We start from the raw sequence: 25943 nt of genomic DNA, 5'->3' as shown, positions 1-25943 counted from the left end.
GAGAGAACATGGCTGATCTAAGTTGCAAAATCGCTGGGATCGATTCATTAAACCCGTTCTGGCTGGCCTCTGCACCGCCAACGGATAAGAAATATAACGTTGTCCGCGCCTTTGAAGCAGGCTGGGGCGGGGTGGTCTGGAAGACGCTTGGCATTGATCCGCCCGTGATCAACGTGTCGTCACGTTATGGCGCGCACCATGATCAGAACCGCCGTCTTTTGGGCATCAATAATATCGAACTGATTTCCGACCGGCCTTTGGCGGTCAACCTTCAGGAAATCCGCGAATGCCGTAAAGAATACCCTGATCATGTCATCATCGGATCGATGATGGCCCCCATCGAAGAACGCGCATGGAAAGACCTGGCCCAGCAAATCGCCGAAAGCGGTGTGCATGGCATTGAACTTAACCTTGGCTGCCCGCACGGTATGTGTGAACGCGGCATGGGGTCGGCCATCGGGCAGGTGCCGGAAATGGTCGAACAGGTCACCCGCTGGGTTAAGGATGCGGTTGATATTCCGGTCTTCACCAAGCTGACCCCAAATATCACCAACATCCTATGGTCGGCCGAGGCCGCCTATAAAGGTGGGGCGGATGCGGTATCGTTGATTAACACCGTTAACTCCATCGTGTCGGTCGATATCGATAACATGGTTCCCGAACCGGTTGTCGATGGCAAAGGAACCCACGGCGGGTATTGCGGGTCGGCGGTTAAGCCGATTGCCCTTAACATGGTGGCTGAAATCGCCCGTACGCCGGAAACCAAGAACCTTGAAATTTCGGGCATTGGTGGCATCACCACCTGGAAAGATGCGGTGGAATTCATGGCGCTGGGATCAAACGCGGTTCAGGTTTGCACGGCTGCGATGATCTATGGTTTCCGGGTTGTTGACGACCTGATTGATGGCATGAGCCAGTGGATGGACGACAAGGGATATACCAGTGTCGAACAGTTCACCCGTGCAGCCGTCCCACAGGTTGCCGATTGGAACGAGCTTAACATGAATTTCGATACTAAGGCGGTGATCAACACCGACAGCTGTATCGAATGTGGCCGCTGCCATATCGCATGCGAAGATACATCCCATCAGGCGATCACCATGACCGACAAGCCGGAAGGCGGGCGCGTGTTTGAAGTCGTCGACGAGGAATGCGTTGGCTGTAACCTTTGCTATCACATTTGCCCGGTCCCCGATTGCATCACCATGGAGCCGGTCAAAACCGACAAGCCACCAATGACCTGGCCCGAACATCCGCTTAATCCCATGCGCATGGCAGCGGAATAAACCATCAGCGCCACCCAGCAAGAAGGACTTAATTTATGACCGTTCAACCAAGTGTACGTAACCTGTCGATCAATGGGGATCGGCTTTGGGACAGCCTGATGGAAATGGCCAAGATCGGCAAAACGGCCAAAGACGGTGTCTGCCGTTTGGCCCTGACCGATCTTGACCGTGAAAGCCGGGATCTGTTCATCAAATGGTGCGAAGCCGAAGGATGTTCGATCCGTGTCGATCAGATGGGCAATATCTTTGCCCGTCGCGAAGGCAAAAATCCTGATCTGCCGCCGGTTGTCATGGGCAGCCACCTTGATAGCCAGCCGACAGGCGGGAAATATGATGGTGTTTATGGCGTTCTGACCGGTCTTGAAGTGATCAGAACCCTGAATGAAGCCAAATACGAAACCGAAGCCCCGCTTGAAGTCGTGTGTTGGACCAACGAAGAAGGATCGCGTTTCGCCCCGGCGATGGTGTCATCGGGTGTCTTTGCCAAGGTGTTTGACCTTGATTACGGCCATTCGCGCGCCGATGTCGATGGCAAAACCATGGGCGAAGAACTTAAACGCATCGGCTATTTGGGCCCGGACGAACCGACCATTGATGCCCACCCAATGGGCGCGTATTTCGAAGCCCACATCGAACAAGGCCCGATCCTTGAAGACGAAGGCAAGGATGTTGGTATCGTCACCGACGCCCAAGGCCAGCGTTGGTATGAAATCAAATTCACCGGTGTCGAAGCCCACGCAGGCCCGACCCCGATGAAAACCCGCAAAGACGCCCTTTTGGGTGCGTCACGGGTGGTTGAGTTGGTCAATAAAATCGGTCTGGATCGCTCGCCCTTGGCGTGTGCGACGGTGGGCATGATGCAAATTCATCCCAATTCACGCAACGTGATCCCAGGCGAAGTGTTCTTTACGGTCGATTTCCGTCATCCCGATGACGCGGTTCTGGCCGATATGGACAAGGCCCTTCGCGAAGGGGTGGAGAAAATTGCAAAGGACATCGGCCTTGAAACCGAGTTTGAGCAGATTTTCTATTACGCACCGGTACCGTTCGATCCATCCTGTGTCGATGCCGTGCGCAAGGGGGCCGAACTTGGCGGGTTCTCAGCGCGTGAAATCGTTTCAGGGGCCGGGCATGATGCGTGTTATCTGGCGAAAGTCTGCCCAACTGCGATGATCTTTATCCCCTGTGTTGATGGCATTTCGCACAACGAAATCGAAGAAGTCCACAAACATTGGTCCGATGCCGGTGGGCAGGTTCTGCTAACAGCGGTTCTGTCCAAGGCGGATGAAACCGTAATGGCAAAATCCGACTGACCGATTGACGGTTTGATATGAAAACCGGTGGCGATGTTTATTGCCATCGTTTGCGGGCGGGCCAATGATGTGGCCCGCCCGTTTTATTATCGAATGCCCATGGGGTTTTGGACGGGATGAACAACCTTGGTAAACGGTTCGTCCTGATGTTCGGCGATCCAATGCGCCCAATAGCGCGGATGATCGGCGTTCTTGTCGGGTTCAAGGCTTAGGAAATTGCGCGCACCGACAAATTTGGTGTCAGTGCCGGGGAATGTCCCCATCCGGGATATGATCGCCGGATCGATTTCCTTTTCAGTATCCAAAAGATGGGTCAGGGCAAACAGCACCATTTTTCCCGGGGCCGGGTGGACAATGGCCGATGAAATCAGCTGATTAATCACCCGTGTCGGCCCGTTATATTCCGCCCGGTTGTTTTCAAGCATCCCAAAGGCGGCCACATGAACATCGCCCGACAGAATGGTAACCCGAATGCCATTTTCCTGAATTTTGAACAGGCGGTGGACCATGCGGTTGCGTTCGCCTTTATGGCTTCGGCTGCTCCAATGATCTTGCAGATCGTCTTCAAGTTCCTGTTGCCCCGGTACAGCCCCCAGAAAGGCTTCAAGCACGTTGAAATCGGGATAGACCACCGGGATGCTCGACATCACGAACAAATGGTCGATACCGCGAAGGCCTGAAAGCCACGCATATATCTTGTCCCAGTGATCGTTGGACAATACTTGTCTTTGGGTGCGTTCGGATCGCATATCAACGGAAACGATGGCTGTTTTGCCGACCACATGCCCGATTGAAAAACCGTGATCAGGGGCCAGATAGAATGCGGGCTTTTCCGTTTCGGGCGACAGGTGTTGCTGAAACACGCCAAAGGCATGTTTGGCAATCGCTCCGATCCCCTGAAACACGTCGCAATTTTGCCGTTCCGCCGGATACGAGCCCCAACCATCGAAAATGTCATGGTCATCCCACATCGAAATCGCGGGCACGGTTGCCATCATGAGGGCGACTTCGGGTTGGTCCCAACGTTCGGTGTAAAGATCGAAATAGAACTTTTCGACCTGGCTTTGCATTTGTTTGGTAAAGGTCGCCTTGTTGGCCTTGGCATTGGGCAGCTTGTTCCATGCTTTAATGCTTGAAACGACTTCCCAAATGGAATCTGCATAGACCTGATCACCACCCAAAAGCATCAGATGATAGGGCGTTTGATCATGGTGTGCTGCCATTTCAATCCACATCTGGTTTTTCACCGCAACGCCCTTCATGACTTTTTGCGATGAAAAGCCATTGCACGATGCATAGGCCATAAACGGCGCTTCTCCGCGTGCGGGCAGGGCAATGTCAAAATAGGTCTGATCAAACGGGCTATAGGTCAGCGTGGTTGGGGTATCGGCAAGCGGGGCGTCAAAGGCAAAGCAATAAGCCGCATTTCGGCCAAGCTGCCAAAGAAGTGTGGGCTGGGCCGCGGGCACATGAACGTCGCCGGCAAAGTGGATGTCTCCGGGCGCACCATCTTGCGTTACCACTAAGGCACTTAGTTTCCAGCGGTTTTCGTCCGCGTCATAACCGCGAAATGAAAGTACCGGCCCCATTAAAATTTTCATCGCCACGATTTCCCCTTGTTCGACGGATGATTTGCTGTCGTTAAACGCGCCGATACCTAATACAGAATGTGCGGCACGTCATGGGGCTTTTTGGTCGCCAATCGGGATGTTTAAGCAGTTGGCGGTGGCTTAGCTGTTATCGGCTTGGGTTTCATTCTTGATGTTTTCATGGATACCGCCCAGATGGCGCATGGTCCATTGTTCAATCTCGCCTTCTTCGTTTAGTTTTTCGATCAGAAGGTTGATGTTCTCTACATGGCGCGCGCACGGACTTTTGCGTGAAAACATAAGGGCGACCTCGTTGCTTACCAGCGGTGGTTCAATCGCGATCACCTCGCCCTGCAGGTTGTCTTTATAGATGTTGGCAAGCCCGTCGTATCGTCCCAGCATGACGTAATCGGCCCGACCATTTTTCAACACATCAAAAATGCGGTTTCCAGTCGGGGAATAGATCATGTCCAACCGTTGCTGGGCATAGGTATCCACATAATCGCCGTAACTGCCGCCCTGTGGGCGCGCGCCGCGCAGCCCAATCAGGTCATGGATCCCGGTCATCCGAAATAGGTTTTTGCGGTATTGGAAAACCATCACATCGTCATGGGCAAACGGCGCGCTATAGGCGTGAACGATACTGCGTTTTTGTGTGAAATATGCACCGGCAATAACGTCAAGTTCACCGTTTTCCAACATCTGAATGGATCGCGTCCACGGGATATCTAGCAAAACTTCAAGCGCGATCCCGTGTTGTTGCCCATAAGCACGCAATATATCGATGCCAAGACCCGAAGGGACGCCATCGCTGTTGGTGTAAGTGATCGGTTCCCAACCATCGGCCCCACCGATCCGCATTTTGGTACAGCCCTGTATGCCAAGCGCAGGATTGATTTTACTTTGAAGGTCGTCGGCATCTGCGCTGCTGATGAAAATACTGCTGAGCAAACCAGCAAAAAGAGCAGCGATAAGAAAGCCGGCGGAGCTTTTATATTTTTGTGTGCACGCCATCTTTCGCCTCGATAGAGGTTATATCAGTGTCCGTTGTTTCAAATTTGCATTAGACGTAAAGATAACAACTATCCATTGGTGGGGGATTCCCAGAAATGGCGAAGATTGGCGCTTTTTGCTATGATGGGCCGCACCCAATTTTGATTTTGGGTGTGGGAGGCATGCCATTGCTTTGGTCAGATAAGGCAACTCGGGTGGTGCTAACCGCGATGGATGATTATCCCAGCCCGACACCCTTTAGGATGATCCGCACGACATTCTCCTTGGCCTCGGCAAACTGGGCGTCGGAAAGGGCCTGATCATTGTTGAAAATTTCGATCTGGCGGCCAAAGTCGGCGTAATGCTGGGTGGTGGCAAAAATCATATACATCAGGGAATAGGGCTCAACCGCGTCCATCTTGCCTTCCTTGATCCAGCCGCGCATGACGACAACGCGGCTATCAAGCCAGTCTTTGACCGTGGTTGAAATATACTCGGACGAAAATTTTGCCCCACGGATGATTTCATGCGCCCAAAGCCGCGATCCATCTGGCCGTGCGCGCGATAAATCCATTTTGGATTCAATATATCCGCGCAGGATCACCGCCGGGTCGGCACTGTTATCAAATGTCGCGGCGGCTTCAAGCCAGTGATCACAAACATCTTCCATGATCCGGCGATACAGGGCCTCTTTGGTGTTGAAATAATAGTGCACATTGGCCTTGGGCACATTGGCGACTTCGGCAATCTGGGCGGTGGTCGCCCCCTTGAATCCGTAATCGGCAAAAACCTTCTCGGCGGCGGCAAGAATTTGTTCTTCGTTTTCTTGGCGAATAGCAGCCTTATGAGCCCCGTTTTGTGCCGGTTTTCCGGCGTTTTTGCTGTCCTGTTTAGAAGCGTTTTTAAGTGGGGTCATTCAAGCTCTCTGATTTGTGTCATTTATCTTGACCGTTTGGTCAGGTTAAAATAACCTCTACCTAGAATATGCAAAAGAAACTTTTTAATGCGCGTTATGTTTTGGGAAAACCCAAAATATCTTCCAGAGTCGATTTTGTCCGAAATATCGAACAGCGACGATGAAAGATAAACAGAAAAAAGACGCCATAAATAAAAAACAGGGTCGCTTTAATGACATTTGACGGTCGAAAATTCGAAACAATTCCCCCGTGGTGTTAAAGCTCTAGTGCATGGGCCTGTCCCATGCTAACGATTTTTACCTGTCCGCTTGGCGGGCAGTCCCAAATCTAAGGTGTTCGACATATCGGTCACTGCACTGATCGTAGACCGAATGAAGAACGCGTATTTGGATCAAAAAAGTCAGGTTTCGCCCGTGGCCCCGTGTGCCCGGTCGATATCAGGGAAGCAATGCGAAAAGGTACGGGAGACCTTTTATGACAGCCACCACGAAAATTAGCCGCCCGAACGATCTTTCGGCTTTCTGGATGCCGTTCACAGCCAACCGCCAGTTCAAACAGACCCCACGTATGTTGGTCTCGGCTGATGGCATGTATTACCAGACCGATGACAACCGCCAGATCCTTGATGGGACCGCGGGTCTTTGGTGCTGTAACGCCGGGCACAAACGCCCGAGGATCGTCGAAGCAGTCAAAGCACAAATGGACGAGCTGGATTATGCGCCAGCCTTCCAAATGGGCCATCCCAAGGCGTTTGAGCTTGCCAATCGTTTGGCACAGCTGATGCCGGGGAACCTTAACCATGTGTTCTATACCAACTCTGGTTCTGAATCGGTTGAGACCGCCCTTAAAATCGCCCTTGCCTATCACCGTGCCCGTGGCGATGGCCAGCGTACCCGTTTGATCGGTCGTGAACGCGGTTATCACGGCGTGAACTTTGGCGGCATTTCGGTTGGCGGTATTTCCGGCAATCGTAAAACGTTTGGCCAGATGTTGGGCGGTGTTGACCATATGCGTCATACCTATCTGCCTGACGAAAATGGTGTCACGCGCGGCATGCCGGAACATGGCGCCTTTTTGGCCGATGATCTTGAACGCATTTGCGCCCTGCATGATCCGTCAACCATTGCGGCGGTGATTGTTGAACCGGTTGCTGGCTCCACCGGCGTTTTGATCCCGCCAAAGGGGTATCTCGAACGTTTGCGTGAAATTTGCACCAAGCACGGCATCTTGTTGATCTTTGATGAAGTCATCACTGGTTTTGGTCGCCTTGGCGCGCCGTTTGCCGTCGATTACTTTGGCGTTCAACCTGATCTGGTGACAACCGCCAAGGGCCTGACCAACGGCACCATCCCGATGGGCGCTGTGTTTGCCACCGATGACATTCATGATGCCTTCATGACCGGCCCGGAAAATATGATCGAGCTGTTCCATGGTTACACCTATTCGGGCAACCCGGTTGCCTGTGCGGCGGCCATGGCCACCCTTGAGACCTATGAAGAAGAAGGTCTGTATGAAAAGGGCAAGGAGCTTGGCCAATATTGGGAAGATGCGGTTCACAGCCTGATTGACCTGCCATTGGTCAAGGATATCCGAAACCTTGGCCTGATCGGTGCGATTGAGCTTGAAGGGATCGAAGGTTTCCCGACCAAGCGTGCATTCAACGCGTTCTTGAAGGCATTTGAAAAAGGCATCCTGATCCGCACGACCGGGGATATCATTGCCCTGTCGCCGCCGCTGATCCTTGAAAAATCACATATTGATCAGCTGTTTGGCACCTTGCGCGACGTGCTCAAAGAAATCGACTAAGTCGGTTCCAATTTATGTCCCTTGCCCAGATCGGGCAGGGGACGTTTGACCAAATCCGTTGTTCGGTTTGCATAAAAACAAACGCAGATCGCAATAGCGGGGGGAAACATCTGTTTCGCGATTTTTCTGATCGCGTCCCACCTGGGAAAAGACCCGCATAAAACAAAACAGGGTCTTTGGGGCGCGCTTGGACATAAGTCCATAGATCGGCAAAAGCCGGCAAAAGGACATTAAAAATATCAGATCAAGGAGGTATCTCGGATGTCAAAGCTGAGAGGTGGGCTGATTCAAATGAGTCTCAAAGGCTCGACGGATCAGACACCAGAAGAAATCCGCCAAGCCATGATCGACGCCCACCTGCCTTATATCGAAGAGGCGGGGAAAAAAGGTGTGCAGGTCCTGTGCTTTCAGGAGGTTTTCACCCAACCCTATTTCTGTCCAAGCCAAGACAAGAAATGGTATGCGGCGGCGGAAAAAATCCCCGATGGCCCGACAACCCAACTGATGTGCGAGTTGGCGGCCCAATACAAAATGGTGATCGTTGTTCCGATCTACGAGGAAGACATTACCGGGGTTTATTACAATACCGCTGCGGTGATTGACGCCGATGGGACCTATCTTGGCAAGTACCGCAAAACCCACATTCCCCATGTTGCCGGTTTCTGGGAAAAGTTCTTTTTCAAACCGGGGGCCTCAAACTGGCCGGTGTTTGAAACCCAATATTGCAAGCTTGGCGTTTACATTTGTTATGACCGCCACTTCCCCGAAGGATGGCGCGCACTTGCGTTAAACGGTGCGGAATATATCGTTAATCCATCTGCCACCGTGGCCGGGGTTTCGGAATATATCTGGAAACTTGAACAGCCGGCATCCGCGGTTGCCAATGGCTGCTTTATTGGCGCGATCAACCGTGTTGGGGTCGAGAAACCCTGGGATATTGGCGAATTTTACGGCCAAAGCTATTTCGTCAATCCACGCGGCGAAATCGAGGCCCAAGCATCACGCGATCAGGACGAGCTTCTGGTCCATGACATGGATATGTCGATGGTGCGTGAAATCCGCAATAACTGGCAATTCTTCCGCGATCGTCGCCCGTCAACTTACACACGTCTGACGGACGGCGACTAATATCATACGGCCGGCGTTCGGGTTTTGCCCGTTCGCCGTTTTGCTTTGACCGACATTTGGGGCAATGACCCCACACTTCCGGCAATGACCGGGCCAACGCCAATGATGCGTTGTGACAATCGTCGGCAAGGTTCAGGGCAACGTCCCTGAGGGAGGCTTCCATCGAATGTGCCAAAAGAGACTCTTTTGGTTCTGAGAGAGACATACGATCAGGGGATACCCCATGACGCTTAAGCAAGTTGTCGATAACGTTGCTGAGATGCCCGCATCGAAAAAGGCCGTTGTCGATGTCAAAGATTTGTCGCTGACTTTTCAAACGACCGATGGCCCGGTTTACGCGCTATCAGAGGTCAATCTTACGATTGAAGAAGGCGATTTCGTTTCCTTTATTGGCCCGTCTGGCTGTGGCAAAACAACGCTGTTGCGCGTGATTGCCGATCTTGAAAAGGCCACCGGCGGCGAGATTTCCATAAACGGCGTCTCACCCGAGGATGCCCGCCAAGCACGTGCGTATGGCTATGTGTTTCAGGCACCCGCCTTGTTGCCGTGGCGTTCCATTGAAAGCAACGTGACCCTGCCGCTTGAAATCATGGACTTGTCCAAGGAAGAGCGGATCAAACGGGCACATGACGCGCTAAAACTTGTGGAACTGAACGGGTTTGAAAAGAAATTCCCATGGCAACTTTCCGGCGGGATGCAGCAACGCGCATCTATTGCCCGTGCGCTGTCATTTGATGCCGATTTGCTGTTGATGGATGAGCCGTTTGGCGCACTCGATGAAATCGTGCGCGATCATTTGAATGAACAGCTTTTGAAATTGTGGGCACGGACCAACAAAACGGTCGCCTTTGTCACCCACTCCATCCCAGAGGCGGTCTATCTTTCGAGCAAAATCGTTGTGATGTCCCCACGTCCGGGGCGGATCATTGATGTGATCGAAACCAAGTTCCCCAAGGATCGCACACTCGATATCCGCGAAACACCGGAATTCCTTGAAATCGCCCATCGCGTACGCGAAGGACTACGCGCGGGGCACAGCAATGACGAGTAACACCGCAAGTCTTACCACCGGGTCCCTTGCCGGACCGTCACTTTGGACGCGCATGATGTCTGGTCATGCGGGGCCGGTTTCCGTCATTCTGCTTGGCTTTATTGTGTTGTGGTATATCGGCGCTGTTTTCATGAACGCCCCGACCCAGATCGACCGTTATAACCGGGCTGATCAAACTTGGACCACAAGCCAACTGATCGAAGATACATGGTCGCAGGAACGCCCGATCCTGCCCGCACCGCATCAAGTCATCGCGGAAATGTATCAAACCATCTTTGCCACCAAGATCACGTCAAAACGGTCCTTGGTTTACCATAGCTGGGTCACGCTTTCCTCGACCTTGCTTGGCTTTGGCATTGGCACGTTGCTCGGCATTATTTTGGCGGTTGGCATTGTTCATGTCATGACGCTGGAAAAAAGCCTGATGCCGTGGGTGATTTCATCGCAAACCATCCCGATCCTTGCCATCGCCCCCATGGTCATCGTTGTTCTGGGCGCGATTGGCATCAAGGGACTGGTGCCAAAGGCGATCATTTCGACCTATCTTTGTTTCTTCCCGGTCACGATCAGCATGGTCAAGGGGCTACGATCCCCACAGGTGATCCAGCTTGATCTGATGCGGACCTATAACGCCTCAAAATGGCAGACCTTCTGGCAGCTCCGCCTGCCTTCGGCCATGCCGTATTTGTTCGCCAGCCTTAAGGTCGCGATTGCGATTAGTTTGGTCGGCGCGATCATTGGCGAATTGCCAACCGGCGCGCAGGCCGGATTGGGGGCGCGTTTGCTGGCCGGGTCCTATTATGGGCAAACCATTCAAATCTGGTCGGCGCTTTTCACCGCGGCCTTTTTGGCCGCCATCATGGTGGTGATTGTCGGGTGGTGTGAACGCCGCGTTCTGGCCCGCATGGGGGTTGGCGCATGACACAGGTAAAATTGGATAAGTTCTGTTTGGTTGCGGCGGTGGCCGCCCTGTTGGCGTTGATCTTCCCGCTGGCGGGTGTTGATGGCGATACCGGTAAACAGGTTGCCTTTGTTGGCGATATTCCGGGGCTTGCCATTGCCATGGCGCTGTGCGTGATCGCCGGGGCCGCCTTCACATGGATTGGCGTTCGGACCATATTTCATGCGGGCATTTTACTAGCCGTGGTCATCTTTGGCGGCTGGCAGGCGGTGGATGCGCTGTATGAATACGGCGTTGCGGGCTATGCCGGTCTTGGTTTTTGGCTGTTTATCATTTCGCTTTGGGCATTTGTCTGGCGCGCGATTGATGTGATTGCCAATTACCACAGCCTTGAAACCGTCAAACAGCAATCGGCCAACATCCTTGTGCCGGTGGCCTTTGGGGTTTGGTTGCTGTTTGTCTGGGAAGTTGTCGTATCGGGCTTTGGCGTGCCGCAGGTGTTGCTGCCGCCACCCAGCATGATCGGCGAACGTTTTGTATCCTCGATGGATACGATGGCGGCTGATTTTTATCAGACCTTTGTGAAGGCCGCACTTAGTGGCTATGTCATGGGCTGTGGATCGGCGTTTTTGGTTGCGATTGCTGTCGACCGTGTGCCGTTCTTAAAACGTGGTCTTTTGCCGCTGGGCAACATGGTTTCGGCCTTGCCGATCATTGGCGTCGCGCCAATCATGGTGATGTGGTTTGGCTTTGACTGGCAATCAAAGGCCGCGGTCATTGTGATCATGACGTTTTTCCCGATGCTGGTGAATACCGTGACCGGGTTGAATGCGGCTGGAAAGCTCGAAAAGGATCTGATGGCGACCTATGCGTCGGGCTATTGGTCGACCCTGTTTCGGTTACGGCTGCCCGCGGCCATGCCGTTTGTTTTCAACGCACTTAAAATCAATTCCACGCTTGCGCTGATTGGCGCAATCGTCGCCGAATTTTTCGGCACCCCGATTGTTGGTATGGGCTTTCGCATCTCGACTGAGGTGGGCCGCATGAATATCGACATGGTTTGGGCGGAAATCGCACTGGCGGCCCTTGCGGGGACCGCCTTCTACGGGGCTGTGGCGTATGTTGAACGAAAAGCAACGTCTTGGCATCCGTCTTTTAGGGTACGTCGCCATTAAAGGCACAATCAAAGACGACCCACCGGGAGGACTTGACGATAACCTTGAGGAGACATCGACGAATGAAGAAATTATTTGCGACTGCACTAGGGTTAAGTTTCGGTTTGGCATCATGGTCGGCCATGGCGGCAGATGATGTGACCTTGCAACTGAAATGGGTCACGCAGGCACAGTTTGCCGGCTATTACGTTGCACTTGATAAAGGCTATTACGAAGACGCCGATTTGAACGTGACCATCAATCCGGGCGGCCCGGATGTGGCCCCGCCGCAGGTGATTGCAGGCGGTGGTGCAGATGTGATTATCGACTGGATGCCATCGGCCTTGGCATCACGCGAAAAGGGCGTGCCGCTGGTCAATATCGCACAGCCCTTTGCCAAATCGGGCATGATGCTGACCTGCTTAAAGGAAACCGGTGTTGAAAGCCCCGATGATTTCCCGGGCCGGACCCTTGGCGTTTGGTTCTTTGGCAATGAATATCCGTTCCTCAGCTGGATGTCGAAACTGGGCATTCCGACCGATGGCAGCGACAAGGGTGTGACGGTCCTTAAACAGGGCTTTAACGTTGATCCGCTGATCCAAAAACAGGCCGATTGCATTTCGACCATGACCTATAACGAATACTGGCAGGTGATTGATGCCGGTATTCCCGCCGATGACCTGAAAGTCTTCAAATACGAAGACCAAGGTGTCGCAACGCTTGAAGACGGTCTTTATGTCCTTGAAGACAACCTCAAAGACCCGGCGTTCGTCGATAAAATGGCACGGTTTGTTGATGCCAGCATGAAAGGCTGGATGTGGGCCAAAGAAAACCCGGAAGAAGCCGCGATGATCGTTCTTGATAACGACATGACCGGTGCCCAGACCGAAAAACACCAAGTCCGCATGATGACCGAAATCGGCAAACTGCTTGGCGATAGTGCCGCCTTGGACGAAGCCGCCTATCAGCGGACCGTCGACAGCCTGCTTTCTGGTGGTTCCGATCCGGTGATCACCAAAAAACCGGAAGGGGCCTGGACCCACGCCGTGACCGATAAATCGACCATGTAATTGGTCGTTTACCGTTGATTTTATCTGTCCGGCGGGATGCGTTTCGCCGGACAGATGATCCCTTAAAGATGATTTTCGTGATGCCCTGACACCGTTGGGGAAATAGGGCGGAATGCCGGGTCCCCCGTTCTTTCCGCAAGAGACAGACAAGGAGCCACCCATGTCCATGGTTATTCGTGGCGGAACCATTGTTACCGCTGATCTGACATACAAATCTGACATTCTGATTGAAGATGGCAAGATTGCCGCGATCGGAGACAACCTGACCGGGGACAAGGTAATCGATGCCGATGGCTGCTACGTGATGCCCGGCGGGATTGATCCGCACACCCATATGGAAATGCCCTTTATGGGCACCTATTCCGAAGACGATTTTGAAAGCGGCACAAAGGCCGCGGTTGCCGGTGGCACGACCATGGTGGTCGATTTCTGTTTGCCCGCTCCGGAACAGTCCCTGCTTGAAGCGCTTCAGGCGTGGGACAACAAATCATCCAAAGCCGTTTGCGATTATTCCTTCCACATGGCGATCACGTGGTGGGGCGAACAGGTCTTTGACGAAATGAAAACCATCGTCGAAGAAAAAGGCATCAACACCTTTAAGCACTTCATGGCTTATAAGGGCGCGTTGATGGTTGATGATGATGAAATGTTTGCATCCTTCTCGCGCTGTTCGGAATTGGGGGCCATGCCCTTGGTCCATGCCGAAAACGGTGACGTGGTCGCGACCTTGCAGCAAAAACTTCTGGCCGAGGGCAATAACGGCCCCGAAGCGCATGCCTATTCCCGCCCGGTCGATGTCGAGGGCGAGGCGTGTAACCGTGCTATCATGATTGCCGATATGGCCAATGTGCCGCTTTATATCGTGCATGTATCGTGTGAACCAGCACACGAAGCCATTCGCCGCGCTCGCCAAAACGGCAAACGCGTGTTTGGCGAACCGCTGATCCAGCATCTTGTGCTTGATGACAGCGAATATAAAAATCCCGATTGGGATCATGCCGCACGGCGCGTTATGTCGCCCCCGTTCCGCAGCAAAGAACACCAGAACGGGCTTTGGAATGGATTGGCATCGGGCAGCTTGCAAGTGGTTGCGACCGATCACTGTGCGTTCTCGACCGAACAAAAACGTATGGGTGTCGGTGATTTCACCAAAATCCCGAACGGCACAGGCGGCCTTGAAGACCGCATGCCGCTGCTTTGGACCTATGGGGTCAATACCGGTCGTTTGACCATGAATGAATTCGTTGCGGCGACCTCGACCAATATCGCCAAGATTTTGAACATCTATCCGCGCAAGGGTGCGATCCTTGTCGGGGCGGATGCCGATCTTGTGGTGTGGGATCCCAAAGCATCGAAAACCATCACCGCCAAGCATCAGCAATCCTCGATTGATTACAACGTGTTTGAAGGCCTCGAAGTCACCGGTCTTCCGCGCTACACCATCAGCCGGGGCCGCATCGCCGCCGAAGAAGGCGTCGTTCTTGCCAAATGCGGTGATGGCGAATTCATCCGTCGCGATGCCTATCCGGCGGTGAACAAAGCCCTTTCCAAATGGAAAGAGCTGACCTCGCCGCGCAAAGTCGAACGCAAAGGCATTCCTGCCGGCGTGTAATCGACCGCGATATGAAATGACAAGCGGGGCAGCCATTGGCTGCCCCGTTCGCGTTTCGGGCCATCTTTCATCGGGGTGGGGAAGGCGGTCAAAAGGGGCCTGAAAGCGTTTACCTTATTCGGCGGCGCGATATTCTTCTGGCAGAATAAACACTTCATCTGCCCGTCCATATCCACCGTCGAGGACTTCCTCAATCAGGACCATGGTGTGCGGGCGGGCTGCTTCTGAGAAATACTGAACCAGCATGTCCGTTGTTTTGTGGATGATCTCTTCTTTCTGGGCTTTGCTCAGGGCATTTTGCGGGGTTTTAATGTTTACGAATGGCATTTTGATGCCTCCTGTAAGTGGGGTTGGGGTCTAAAATTTGGATGAAAATTTCTGGGAAAACGGTCTTTGATCACGGGGCAGGGCTGTGCGGTTGCCGGTGCCGGTGCTCGGTATGGGGACGTGTTAGACAACGCCCCCGTTGGCCCGGATGGTTTGCCCATTGATCCAGCCGCCTTGTTCTGAGGCCAGGAAACTGACCACATGTGCGATGTCGTCGGGTTCCCCCAGACGTTTGAATGGGTTCATCGCCGCAATGTTGGCAACGAGCTCATCGCTTTTGCCAGACAGAAAAAACGCGGTGTTGACGGGGCCGGGGGCAACGGCGTTGACGGTAATGCCGCGCGATCCCAGTTCTTTTGCCAGAATATGCGTCAGGGCCTCGACCGCGGCCTTGGTTGCGGCATAGACGCCGTAATGGGGTTGATACAGGCCGACGACACTTGATGAAAAGCTGATGATACGTCCGCCATCGCGCAATTGGTTGGCGGCGGCCCGCATGCCCCGAAAGACACCACCAAGATTGACGGCAACCTGTTTTTCGAACGTGGCGTCATCGGTGTCGGCAATGGCGCCCCCCGTCATGATACCGGCATTGTTGACCAGAACATCAACCCCGCCAAATGCGGATTTGGCCGCGTCAAACAGCTGCGCAACCCCGTCACGGGATGCGACATCGGCGGCAACGGCGCGCGCAGTACCACCGGCATCGGTGATTTCAGATACAAGCTTTTCGGCCGCCTCAGCACTGCTGTTGTAATTGACGATCACGGCGAACCCATCCCGTGCCAGTTTCCGCGCCAGGTCCGCGCCAATCCCACGGGATGCGCCGGTAATGATTGCTGTCTTTTGGGGGTGGTTGCTCATTTCGAGAACTCCTTTGCTTCATGCTAATTTCCGCACAGGGCGGTCATTGATGTTGGCAAAGGTAGTCGGAGCGTATAATCAGAACAATAATATGAATTTTGACATCACTATTCGGGTATGGTGAACAAAATGGATCGTCTTGATCGTATGTCGTTATTTGTCCGGATCGTCGAACGCCGAAGTTTTTCGGATGCGGCGGCGGATTTGGGGTTAGCGCGCTCTACCGCGACAGAGGCCATTAAGGTGCTTGAACGTGACCTTGGTGTGCGGTTGCTTGAACGCACAACGCGCCACGTCACCCCGACCCTTGATGGGCAGGAATATTATCAACGCTGTTTGTCGATCTTGGCTGACGTTGACGAAGCACAGGGACTGTTTCGTGATCCGTCACCGTCTGGGGTGCTTCGCATTGATGCGCATGGGCATTTAACCCGCACGTTTTTGTTGCCGCACCTGCCAGAATTTCTTGAACGCTATCCGGACTTAAACATTCATTTTGGCCAAACGGATCGGTTTGTGGATTTGGTGCGCGAAGGCGTTGATTGCGCCATCCGGGCGGGCGCGTTGACCGATAGCAGCATGATCATGCGCCATCTGGGCGAGATTGACGAAGTCACCATCGCCAGTGCCGAATACGTCGAAAAATTTGGCCGACCCGCAACCTTGGATGACCTTGATGGGCATCGCATGGTCGGTTTTGTATCCTCCCGCACGGGGGAGGCCATGCCGCTGGAATTTCAGGTCGGCCGTGATGTGAAATACGTTAACTTGCCCAGCAAAGTCACGGCCAATAATTCAAATACCGTTGCCGAACTGGCCCGTTTAGGGTTTGGGATCATGCAAGCACCGCGCTATCATTTCGCGGATGCATTGGCACGCGGAACGTTGGTCGAGCTGTTACCCGATCATCCGCCCGTACCCATCCCGCTTTCGGCGGTTTATCCGCAAAACCGCCATATCAGTCGGCGGTTACGCGTGTTCCTTGATTGGGTCACCGAAATCTTTGCCGCCGCCAATTTGCAGGGGCGCTAGTATTATGGGCATCACCGTCGTCACCGGCATCTTGCGCATTGCGGATTGTCCGATGGCGCGACGCCCAAAGGTCAGCTTGGGCTAAACAATTTAAGCATCACGATACCCGACAGGATCAAACAAATCGCGACCAAGCGCCCGATATTGGCGGGCTCATTCAGGACCATGATGCCAAAAATAACCGCACCCACGGCGCCAATCCCGGTCCAGATGGCATAAGCCGTGCCAAGTGGGATTGACCGCATGGCGATGCTTAGTAACCAGAAACTGCCGGCAATGGTGACAACCGTGAAAATGCTGGGGATCGGTTTGGTGAAGCCTTCGGAATAGCGCAGCCCACAGGCCCAGCAAATTTCAAGCAGTCCGGCGATAAATAATGCAATCCAGGCCATATGCGACCTCCTTTTAAAAAGGGGCCGTCCCCTGATGGCATGCGCCGGTTTCCGGTCGTCCGGAAGGGCGTGACGTTTTTACCAACGTCGTGGTTGTACTGATTAAATTTATAAGCGACAAAGAACCAACAGGCAATTGCCCGCACCGCATCATGGCTGTGCCAAATTGTCATTAATCAGAACGGCTTGGCCCAATGACCCCATCATCGCCCCGCGCCCCAGATACCAAAGACGCCAAACACCGCACATCGTCCACCCGATCAAATGTCGCGGCCCTTATTTTGGCAGGCGGCGAAGGACGGCGTATGGGCGGCAATAAGCCGTTTCGCGAAGTAGCGGGTAAAACATTGCTGGCGCGCGTTATCGAAACCGCACAAGCGCAATGCGATCACGTGATGATTTCCTCAAACGAAGATGCCGGGGTCTTTGCCGATTACGGCCTGCCGGTGGTGGGGGATCAACCCAAGCCGGGGCAGGGGCCGTTGGGCGGCATTTGCGGGGGGCTTTGGGCATTGCCCGATGGCATTGACTGGCTTGTGACCTTTCCGGTCGATTGCCCGATTGTGCCGGGCAACATGGTCGGTGCGCTGTTGAACGCGGCGCAAGAGGCCAATGTTAACGCCGCCTTTGCCCGATACGCTGAACGCGATCACTATCTTTCAAGCATCTGGCACCGCGATGGGGCTGCTGTCATCAACCATCAGATTGGCGATGATAACCGGCGTGTTGGCGCGGCCTTGCGCGCGATGGATGCGGTGACTGTCACTTTTACCGAAAGCTTTGCCAATTTGGGCGGTGAAATTACCCCCTTTACCAACGTCAATACGCCCGACGATTTACGCGCACTTGATCAATTTTTGTCGAAATAGACGTTGGGCAAAAAGGGCCGGAAAACGCCGGTTTTGGGCGCTTTTATTAGATGTTATCGCATTTACGCATGCACACAAACTGCTTGCATAATAAATGCAGGTCGTCCTTATGATCCTGACTGTTTGGTTTAAACAGTATCGTTTAAGTCATTTTTTGAATAAAATTGGCTTTCTAGGCGGCGTTTACTCGTCCCTTACCTGAAATACTAAGGTCTTCATATGTATTCGACTTTTGAAATATTCTCGCTCGCCTTTGTTGTGCTGGCGATCGTCCTGACCTTCATGAGCGTCAAGATCGTGCCGCAAGGCTACGAAGTCACCGTTGAAAGACTGGGGCGCTATCTGCGCACGCTTGATCCGGGCATGCATGTTTTGATTCCGATTATTGATCGTCTCGGACGCCGCATGAGCCTGATGGAACGCGTTCTCGACATTCCAAGTCAGGAAGTCATTTCCAAGGATAACGCCTCTGTTGCGGTGGATGGTGTTGTCTTTATCCGGGTGACCAACACCAAGGATGCGGCTTACAAAGTCCAGGAGCTTGATTACGCGGTGCAGAATTTGGCAATGACCAATTTGCGTAGCGTTCTTGGCTCGATGGAACTCGACGAGATGCTGTCGAACCGCGAAAAAATCAGCCTGCTTTTGCTCGCGGTGCTTGATGAAGCCACCAGCGATTGGGGTGTGAAAATCACCCGGGTCGAGATCAAGGACGTGAACCCGCCCGAAGATCTGACCGACGCCATGAACCGCCAGATGAAGGCCGAACGTGAAAAACGTGCGCTTATTCTTGAGGCGGACGGCGAACGCGAAGCAAACATCAAACGCGCCGAAGGCGAAAAATCGGCTGCGATTTTGGCCGCAGAAGGCCGTATGTCTGCTGCTGAACTGGATGCGCAGGCCCGTGAACGTACCGCCGAGGCAGAAGCCAAAGCAACCGAAACGGTGTCCAAGGCGATCCGCGAAGGTGACGTTCAGGCCATCAACTACTTTGTTGCGCAAAAATATGTTGAATCGCTTGGTCAAATCGCGTCAAGCCCGAACAGCAAGCTTGTCTTTATGCCGCTTGATGCATCGGGTGTTGTTGGATCGATCGGTGGTGTCACCGAATTGATCAAAACGATTTCGCAAACCGACAAAAGCTAATCTGACCCTGGGATCGCTGCCATGGAATTGTTTTCGCAACTCGTTATAGAGTTTTGGCATTGGTGGATTTTGGCCTGCCTGATGCTCGTGCTGGAAATGGTGCTGCCCGGCATCATTTTCTTATGGCTATCGGTTGCGGCAGCGGTCGTTGGGTTCGTTGTTCTGCTGGTGCCCGATTTGGCGATTGAACTGCAACTGATCGCGTTTGGCGTGTTTAGTGTGCTGTCATTCGTGATCGGGCGCCGGTTCTTTCGCCCCAACCTGTCGGGGGCATCCGACGAAGACGTCAGCAGCACACGGTCCTCCTTGGTTGGTAAAACAACCGTACTAACGGAAAAAACCACCAATGGCCGCGTGCGCCAAAGTGTCTATGGATCAAGCTGGGTTCTAAAATCCAACCACGACCTCGCCAAGGGCCAAAAAGTCCGGGTGTCTGGGATCGAAGGCAGCATGTTGCTGATTGAACCGGTAACAGCTGACACCGAAAGCTAAGCAGGTTTTGATCAAATTAAAGGCCCCGGTCCTGATGGATTGGGGCCTTTTTTATGTGTCACTCAACCGCACAAGCGCGCCACGGTGTCCATGGCTGATATCCGTCAAAGAACCGGGCCAAGAATTGATCGACCCGTTCGCGGTTGGCCGCGCGGTCTTTGGGTTCCAAATCTTTGTCATATTGGCCGCAATTCTTTTCGACCGCATCGCCGATGGTTTTCCAATCGACGTCTTCGTTATGGCCGGGAAGGCCGGTGGCAATCGCGCACCATCCAACGGCCTCTGCTGTATCGCCAAGGGTTTTGGCTTCTTCGGCAAGGTAGGCGGCAGCGCGCATTTCACCATGTTCGGCTGCTTGGCGCAGGTACTGGTAGCGCGCGGTATCGCTTTTGGTGAAACGGTTTGCCAAAAGGGTCGCAGCCCGCGGATCGCCCGCATCCCATGCGTGGGTCAAATATTGCTTGGCCGCATCCGCCTTACCCTGATCAAGCGCATCAAGGGCCAGCCACAGCATGGCTTGCGTTTGGTCTTGATCGGCGGCTTGTTGATACAGGGTGCGGATCACATCATCGGGCGCGTCACTGGCTTCAAGTTTGCGTGCCATGACAATGCTGGCATCCGGGTTCTTGTTGCCCGCAGACGCCTTCATCATTTTCCATCCGCCATCTTCATTGGCCGCAACGCCAGCCCCATTGATCATTTGGCACGATAAAAGGTACTGCGCGGTGGCATTGCCCTGATCGGCAAGTGGGGTAAAGATGGATGCCGATTTTTCGAAATCACCATGGCGATAGGCCGCAACACCATCATCAAGAACCGATGATGCTTGTGCGTGGCCAACGCACGAAAGCGATAGCGCCAGCATATAGGGTGCTGGTGATTTGGAAAAACGGGCAATCAGGCTTTTCATGAAATTCTGTCTAACGTCTTTGGTGTCTTGTGCCCGAAAAAGGGCGAGGTGGGCGATGGGCCGGGACGGCCGGGGATGAAAAACACCCCCGGCACCCCCAGTGTGAGCCCTTAGTTCTTCTGGGCTTCACGCCATTCCGCGATCAGATCGTCATATTTAACGGTCTCACCCTGCGGTTTTTCGTTTTCCAGTGCCGGTTTCGGCGCACCGGGCTGGTCGAACCAGTATTGTGCGTCACGCTCTTCGTTAAGCTTCGGCGCACATTCGCCGCCAATGCCAGCACGTTCCAAACGCTGCATCACACGGTCCATTGCAGTTGCAAGGTTATCCATTGCTTCCTGCGGGGTCCGTTCGCCGGTGACAGCTTCGGCAACGTTCTGCCACCAAAGCTGTGCCAGTTTCGGATAATCCGGCACGTTGGTCCCGGTTGGTGACCACTGAACACGGGCTGGCGAACGATAAAATTCAACCAAGCCGCCCCAGTTTGGTGCGATGTCGGTCATGGCCTGGGTGTCCAGATCAGACTGACGGATCGGTGTCAGGCCCGTAAGGGTCTTTTTCAGCGATACCGATTTCGACGTCGTGAACTGGGCATAAAGCCATGCAGCTTTGCGGCGCTCAAGCGGGGTGGACTTCATCAGCGTCCAGGAACCCACATCCTGATAACCAAGCTTCATGCCTTCTTCCCAATACGGGCCATGCGGGGACGGGGCCATACGCCATTTCGGCGTGCCATCGTCATTCACAACCGGCGTTCCTTTTTTCGCCATATCGGCGGTAAAGGCCGTGTACCAGAAGATTTGCTGGGCGATGTTGCCCTGTGCCGGGATCGGACCTGCTTCGCCAAAGGTCATGCCTGCTGCTTCTGGCGGGGCATATGCTTTGAGCCAATCAATGTATTTGGTCAGGGCATAAACCGCTGCCGGGCCGTTTGTCGCACCACCACGGGTCACGCTTGAACCTGCAGGCGCACAGCCTTCAACACGGATACCCCATTCGTCAACCGGAAGGCCGTTCGGGATGCCCTTGTCGCCAGCACCAGCCATCGACAGCCACGCATCGGTAAAGCGCCAACCCAATGATGGGTCTTTTTTACCGTAATCCATGTGACCGTAAACTTTGGTCCCGTCGATTTCCTTCACATCATTGGTGAAGAATTCGGCGATGTCTTCATAGGCAGACCAGTTGACCGGCACACCAAGATCATAGCCGTATTTGTCTTTGAACTGCTTTTGCAGGTCTTCGCGCTGGAACCAGTCATACCGGAACCAATAAAGGTTCGCGAACTGCTGATCAGGCAGCTGATAAAGCTTGCCATCCGGGCCGGTGGTAAAGGACAGCCCGATAAAGTCATCAAGATCAAGCGTTGGCGACGTTACATCGGCCCCTTCGCCTGCCATGAAATCGGTCAGCGGCACAACCGCGTCATACCGCGAATGGGTACCGATCAAATCCGAGTCATTGATATAAGCGTCATAGATGTTGCGGTTTGACTGCATTTGGGTTTGCAGCTTCTCGATCACATCGCCTTCGCCAATCAGATCATGGGTCAGGTTGATCCCGGTAATTTCCGAAAACGCCTTTGCCAGAACTTTTGACTCGTATTCGTGGGTGGTGATGGTTTCGGACACCACGTTGATGTCCATACCCCGGAACGGTTCAGCGGCCTTGATGAACCATTCAAGTTCGGCCATCTGTTCATCTTTGCTTAGGCTGGACGGCTGAAACTCGCTGTCGATCCAGTTTTTCGCAGCGTCGGTATATTGGTCTGCGGATGCTGGATTTGCCAACACTGCAAGACCAAGGGCGACGGCAACGGCACTGCCTTTTATGACGGCAGAGGATCCTTTAACTTTAACGATCATGTCGTTTCTCCCTGATCGTCTTCCTTTTTCGCACCCGGTAAAACCGGTCCGCAACAGTGGGGGAAGACGGATGCCCGCTGTCGTGAATAGGTTGGGTTTGGCAACGGGTAGGACGTGCTGCCAAACCCGTTTTGTTACCCCCAGCGCATCACAATGATGAGCCAGAAAAGCGCAATAATTGATGCAATCCAAAGGGCGGCATCGGTAAACGCCATCCATCCCAAATGAATGTATGCCGCACCAAGTAGACTGATAAAAAGTCGGTCGCCGCGTGTGGTCGTCAGCGGCAAGAAACCGCGACGTGGCACTGTGGGCGAAACCGTCTGCCAAATTCCCATCCCGATCAGCATCAGGATAATGCAGCTGAAAAAGACTGCCGTAATCGGGGTCCAGGCCATCCAAGACATGTTGTTATTCCTCCTGCTTTCCGATTACACGCGACCCATCGCGAAACCTTTGGCGATGTAGTTTCGAACAAACCAAATCACCAAGGCCCCCGGTACGATGGTCAAAACACCCGCGGCGGCCAAAACCCCCCAATCAAGCCCAGATGCCGAAACGGTACGGGTCATGGTGGCAACAATCGGCTTTGCATCGACCGATGTCAGGGTCCGGGCCAGCAGCAATTCCACCCAACTAAACATAAAGCAGAAGAACGCCGTCACCCCGATCCCGGAACGGATCAGCGGAATGAAAATCGTGCCAAAGAAGCGCGGGAACGAGTAGCCGTCGATATAGGCGGTTTCATCGATTTCTTTGGGAATGCCCGACATGAACCCTTCAAGGATCCACACCGCAAGCGGCACGTTAAACAGGCAGTGCGCAAGGGCCACAGCAATATGGGTGTCAAACAGACCGACACTCGAATAAAGCTGGAAAAACGGCAGCAAGAACACAGCCGGCGGTGCCATGCGGTTGGTCAAAAGCCAAAAGAACAGATGCTTGTCACCGACAAAGTTAAACCGCGAAAAGGCATATGCCGCGGGCAGGGCGACCAACAAGGAAATCACCACGTTGATCGCAACATAGATCATCGAATTGATATAGCCCGAATACCATGCCGGATCGGTCAGGATGGTGGCATAGTTTGCCCACGTCGGATTGTCCGGGAACAAGGTCATGGCACCCAGGATTTCCGTATTGGTCTTGATCGACATGTTGAACAGCCAATAGATCGGCAGCAACAGGAACAGAATATAGACAAGAAGTGCGATATGACGTTTTTGGAACCGCATTTTATTGTTCCTCCCGCTTTCCGGCGTTCATCACGACGGTATAGAAAACCCAGCAAACCAACAGAATGATCAGGAAGTAAATCAGCGAGAATGCCGCCGCCGGACCAAGGTCGAACTGACCCACTGCAATGGTGACCAAAAACTGGCTGAGGAACGTGGTGGCTGTGCCCGGCCCGCCGCCGGTCAACACGAACGGCTCGGTATAGATCATGAAGCTGTCCATAAAGCGCAGCAGCACACCGATCACCAAAACCGACTGCATTTTGGGCAATTGGATGAACCGGAAAACCGCCCAGTTCGATGCGCCATCAATCTTGGCTGCCTGATAATAGGCATCCGGGATCGACCGCAAACCGGCATAGCACAGCAGAACAATCAAGCTGGTCCAGTGCCACACATCCATCACCAGAACCGTGATCCACGCATCCATTGGGTTTTGGGCGTAGTTGTAATCAATCCCCAGCATATTGATGACATAGCCACCAAGACCAATGTCGGCCCGGCCGAAAATCTGCCAAATCGTGCCAACCACGTTCCATGGAATAAGCAGCGGCAAGGCCAAAAGAACCATCGATGCCGAAACACCCCAGCCCTTACGCGGCAGGGTCAAGGCAACCGCAATGCCCAGCGGCACTTCGATCAAAAGAACGCTTAGGGTATAGATGATTTGGCGGATCAGCGCGTCATGCAGGCGGCGATCGGCCAAGACTTGTTCAAACCATTCGGTGCCGACAAAGAACCGCGTTTGCGGATCAAAGATGTCCTGCACGGAATAGTTCACAACCGTCATCAGCGGAATGATGGCGCTGATGGCGACGATAAAGAAGACCGGCAGAACGAGGAACCAGGCCTTGTTGTTGGTAATTTTGTTCATTTCCCCATTCCCCTCACGCGACCAACTGACTGTCGGCGTAAAGCTTGGTCCATTCTGGCGCGAACCGCAGCACACCGGACTGGCCGGTGATTTGGGTGTCTTCGCCAAGTTTGACCTTGATGTCGGATGATCCAAACCGGGTGGTTGCGATTTTGAACTGGCCCAGGTCTTCGACCTTGGTGATGTTGACCGGAACGCCGTTATCGCTGCTGACCCCGTCGCCGGTTTCAAGTTTCAGGAATTCGGGACGAATACCCAGTTCGATCTTGCCGGTTTGCTTGGCAACCGCATCCAAATGACGATCCGAAAGGGCAATGCGTTGCCCGTCAATCCAGGCCGCACCATCATCGATCTTGCAATCCATGATGTTCATGCCGGGGCTTCCGATGAAATACCCGACAAAGGTATGGGCCGGATTTTCAAACAATTCTTGCGGCGTACCCAACTGCACAACCTTGCCGCCATACATGACAACAACCTTGTCGGCAAAGGTCAGGGCTTCGACCTGATCGTGCGTGACATAGACCATGGTCGGGCGCAGCTTATTGTGGATTTCCTTCAATTTGCGGCGCAGGACCCATTTCAGATGCGGGTCAATCACGGTCAGCGGTTCATCAAACAGGATCGCCGATACGTCATCGCGCACCAAACCACGGCCCAGCGAAATGGTCTGCTTTTCATCCGCCCCCAAACCGCGTGCTTTTTGTTTCAGCTTACCGCTAAGATCAAGCATCCCGGCAATTTCGCGCACCCGTTCGTCAACCCGTTTGGAATCAACGCCGCGGTTGCGCAGTGGAAAGGCAAGGTTTTCATAAACCGTCATGGTGTCGTAAATGACGGGGAACTGGAAAACCTGCGCGATATTGCGTTCTTCCGGCGCCAGTTTGGTGACGTCTTTGCCATCAAACAGAACCTGTCCCTCGGACGGGGTCAAAAGACCGGAAATGATGTTGAGCAATGTGGTCTTGCCACAACCCGACGGGCCAAGCAGGGCATAGGCCCCGCCATCTTCCCACACATGTTCCATCCGCCGCAGGGCGTAATCCTCGTCCGATTTCGGATCGGGAAAGTATGAATGCGCAAGGCTTTTAAGATCGATACGTGCCATTTTAATTCT

General features: G+C 53.6%; 25 protein-coding genes. 13 read left to right on the top strand and 12 right to left on the bottom strand.

Annotated elements, in window-relative coordinates:
- The first annotated feature begins 8 nt into the window (after positions 1-8).
- Together preA and HCZ99_RS05840 are read left to right on the top strand one after the other, a co-directional pair.
- A complete protein-coding gene (gene preA, locus HCZ99_RS05845) occupies positions 9-1286 on the top strand; it encodes an NAD-dependent dihydropyrimidine dehydrogenase subunit PreA (protein WP_167446038.1) in 1278 nt (425 codons plus the stop codon).
- Between the two features lie 35 nt (positions 1287-1321).
- Positions 1322-2599, top strand: a complete 1278-nt coding sequence (locus tag HCZ99_RS05840) for a Zn-dependent hydrolase (protein WP_167446037.1) — start codon at positions 1322-1324, stop codon at positions 2597-2599.
- 86 nt (positions 2600-2685) lie between these two features.
- On the opposite strand, the gene HCZ99_RS05835 is transcribed toward HCZ99_RS05840, so the two are convergent.
- The 3 genes from HCZ99_RS05835 to HCZ99_RS05825 all read right to left on the bottom strand — a co-directional run bounded on the left by HCZ99_RS05835 (position 2686) and on the right by HCZ99_RS05825 (position 6097).
- On the bottom strand, positions 2686-4200 hold the full coding sequence (locus HCZ99_RS05835; RefSeq protein WP_254869543.1) for an alkaline phosphatase D family protein: 1515 nt from the start codon (positions 4198-4200) through the stop codon (positions 2686-2688).
- A 129-nt stretch (positions 4201-4329) separates the two neighbouring features.
- The gene (locus HCZ99_RS05830) at positions 4330-5202 is read right to left on the bottom strand and encodes a substrate-binding periplasmic protein (protein WP_167446035.1); all 873 of its coding nucleotides are present in this window, start codon (positions 5200-5202) and stop codon (positions 4330-4332) included.
- A gap of 217 nt (positions 5203-5419) precedes the next feature.
- A complete protein-coding gene (locus HCZ99_RS05825) occupies positions 5420-6097 on the bottom strand; it encodes a TetR/AcrR family transcriptional regulator (protein ID WP_167446034.1) in 678 nt (225 codons plus the stop codon).
- Between the two features lie 475 nt (positions 6098-6572).
- On the opposite strand from HCZ99_RS05825, the gene HCZ99_RS05820 reads away from it, so the two are divergent.
- From HCZ99_RS05820 to hydA, 7 genes are all read left to right on the top strand, one after another.
- On the top strand, positions 6573-7904 hold the full coding sequence (locus tag HCZ99_RS05820) for an aspartate aminotransferase family protein (RefSeq protein WP_167446033.1): 1332 nt from the start codon (positions 6573-6575) through the stop codon (positions 7902-7904).
- A gap of 291 nt (positions 7905-8195) precedes the next feature.
- Positions 8196-9032, top strand: a complete 837-nt coding sequence (locus HCZ99_RS05815) for a nitrilase-related carbon-nitrogen hydrolase (RefSeq protein ID WP_254869481.1) — start codon at positions 8196-8198, stop codon at positions 9030-9032.
- A 223-nt stretch (positions 9033-9255) separates the two neighbouring features.
- Positions 9256-10083: an ABC transporter ATP-binding protein gene (locus HCZ99_RS05810; RefSeq protein ID WP_439654650.1), complete on the top strand. Its 828-nt coding sequence runs from the start codon at positions 9256-9258 to the stop codon at positions 10081-10083.
- Positions 10073-11005: an ABC transporter permease gene (locus HCZ99_RS05805; protein WP_167446031.1), complete on the top strand. Its 933-nt coding sequence runs from the start codon at positions 10073-10075 to the stop codon at positions 11003-11005. Before HCZ99_RS05810 ends, HCZ99_RS05805 begins: the two co-directional genes overlap by 11 nt.
- Positions 11002-12159 carry an ABC transporter permease gene (locus HCZ99_RS05800; RefSeq protein ID WP_167446030.1) on the top strand — a complete coding sequence of 386 codons (1158 nt, stop codon included), beginning with the start codon at positions 11002-11004 and terminating at the stop codon, positions 12157-12159. The genes HCZ99_RS05805 and HCZ99_RS05800 overlap by 4 nt, the downstream gene beginning before the upstream one ends.
- Positions 12160-12221: 62 nt before the next feature.
- Positions 12222-13208, top strand: a complete 987-nt coding sequence (locus tag HCZ99_RS05795) for an ABC transporter substrate-binding protein (protein WP_167446029.1) — start codon at positions 12222-12224, stop codon at positions 13206-13208.
- Between the two features lie 160 nt (positions 13209-13368).
- Complete coding sequence (hydA, locus tag HCZ99_RS05790) at positions 13369-14820, top strand: dihydropyrimidinase (protein ID WP_167446028.1); 1452 nt, start codon at positions 13369-13371, stop codon at positions 14818-14820.
- A 114-nt stretch (positions 14821-14934) separates the two neighbouring features.
- Here hydA and HCZ99_RS05785 read toward each other — a convergent pair whose 3' ends face one another.
- On the bottom strand, positions 14935-15147 hold the full coding sequence (locus HCZ99_RS05785; RefSeq protein WP_167446027.1) for a tautomerase family protein: 213 nt from the start codon (positions 15145-15147) through the stop codon (positions 14935-14937).
- Between the two features lie 123 nt (positions 15148-15270).
- The gene (locus tag HCZ99_RS05780; RefSeq protein WP_167446026.1) at positions 15271-16011 is read right to left on the bottom strand and encodes an SDR family oxidoreductase; all 741 of its coding nucleotides are present in this window, start codon (positions 16009-16011) and stop codon (positions 15271-15273) included.
- A gap of 129 nt (positions 16012-16140) precedes the next feature.
- Here HCZ99_RS05780 and HCZ99_RS05775 point away from each other — a divergent pair, with 129 nt between their 5' ends.
- Complete coding sequence (locus tag HCZ99_RS05775; protein ID WP_167446025.1) at positions 16141-17043, top strand: LysR family transcriptional regulator; 903 nt, start codon at positions 16141-16143, stop codon at positions 17041-17043.
- Between the two features lie 71 nt (positions 17044-17114).
- Here HCZ99_RS05775 and sugE read toward each other — a convergent pair whose 3' ends face one another.
- The gene (sugE, locus tag HCZ99_RS05770) at positions 17115-17435 is read right to left on the bottom strand and encodes a quaternary ammonium compound efflux SMR transporter SugE (protein WP_167446024.1); all 321 of its coding nucleotides are present in this window, start codon (positions 17433-17435) and stop codon (positions 17115-17117) included.
- A gap of 194 nt (positions 17436-17629) precedes the next feature.
- Here sugE and mobA point away from each other — a divergent pair, with 194 nt between their 5' ends.
- The 3 genes from mobA to HCZ99_RS05755 all read left to right on the top strand — a co-directional run bounded on the left by mobA (position 17630) and on the right by HCZ99_RS05755 (position 19942).
- On the top strand, positions 17630-18304 hold the full coding sequence (gene mobA / locus HCZ99_RS05765; RefSeq protein ID WP_167446023.1) for a molybdenum cofactor guanylyltransferase: 675 nt from the start codon (positions 17630-17632) through the stop codon (positions 18302-18304).
- A gap of 219 nt (positions 18305-18523) precedes the next feature.
- Entirely contained in the window at positions 18524-19450 is a 927-nt protein-coding gene (locus HCZ99_RS05760) for an SPFH domain-containing protein (protein WP_167446022.1), read from the top strand.
- A gap of 21 nt (positions 19451-19471) precedes the next feature.
- Positions 19472-19942: an NfeD family protein gene (locus tag HCZ99_RS05755; RefSeq protein WP_167446021.1), complete on the top strand. Its 471-nt coding sequence runs from the start codon at positions 19472-19474 to the stop codon at positions 19940-19942.
- Between the two features lie 58 nt (positions 19943-20000).
- On the opposite strand, the gene HCZ99_RS05750 is transcribed toward HCZ99_RS05755, so the two are convergent.
- From HCZ99_RS05750 to HCZ99_RS05725, 6 genes are all read right to left on the bottom strand, one after another.
- A complete protein-coding gene (locus HCZ99_RS05750; protein ID WP_167446020.1) occupies positions 20001-20852 on the bottom strand; it encodes a sel1 repeat family protein in 852 nt (283 codons plus the stop codon).
- A 110-nt stretch (positions 20853-20962) separates the two neighbouring features.
- Positions 20963-22717: an ABC transporter substrate-binding protein gene (locus tag HCZ99_RS05745; protein ID WP_167446019.1), complete on the bottom strand. Its 1755-nt coding sequence runs from the start codon at positions 22715-22717 to the stop codon at positions 20963-20965.
- Positions 22718-22851: 134 nt separating this feature from the next.
- Positions 22852-23124 (bottom strand): DUF2160 domain-containing protein, encoded by a 273-nt coding sequence (locus HCZ99_RS05740; protein ID WP_167446018.1) that lies wholly within the window; start codon positions 23122-23124, stop codon positions 22852-22854.
- 24 nt (positions 23125-23148) lie between these two features.
- On the bottom strand, positions 23149-23952 hold the full coding sequence (locus HCZ99_RS05735) for a carbohydrate ABC transporter permease (RefSeq protein ID WP_167446017.1): 804 nt from the start codon (positions 23950-23952) through the stop codon (positions 23149-23151).
- Between the two features lies 1 nt (position 23953).
- Positions 23954-24826, bottom strand: a complete 873-nt coding sequence (locus HCZ99_RS05730) for a carbohydrate ABC transporter permease (protein WP_167446016.1) — start codon at positions 24824-24826, stop codon at positions 23954-23956.
- Positions 24827-24839: 13 nt separating this feature from the next.
- Entirely contained in the window at positions 24840-25934 is a 1095-nt protein-coding gene (locus HCZ99_RS05725) for an ABC transporter ATP-binding protein (protein WP_167446015.1), read from the bottom strand.
- Positions 25935-25943 lie beyond the last annotated feature (9 nt).

This window comes from Thalassospira lucentensis, from assembly GCF_011806425.1.
Taxonomy (GTDB): domain Bacteria; phylum Pseudomonadota; class Alphaproteobacteria; order Rhodospirillales; family Thalassospiraceae; genus Thalassospira; species Thalassospira lucentensis_B.
Note: the sequence above shows the minus strand (reverse complement) of the source record. Positions and strands in the feature narration are given on the sequence as shown.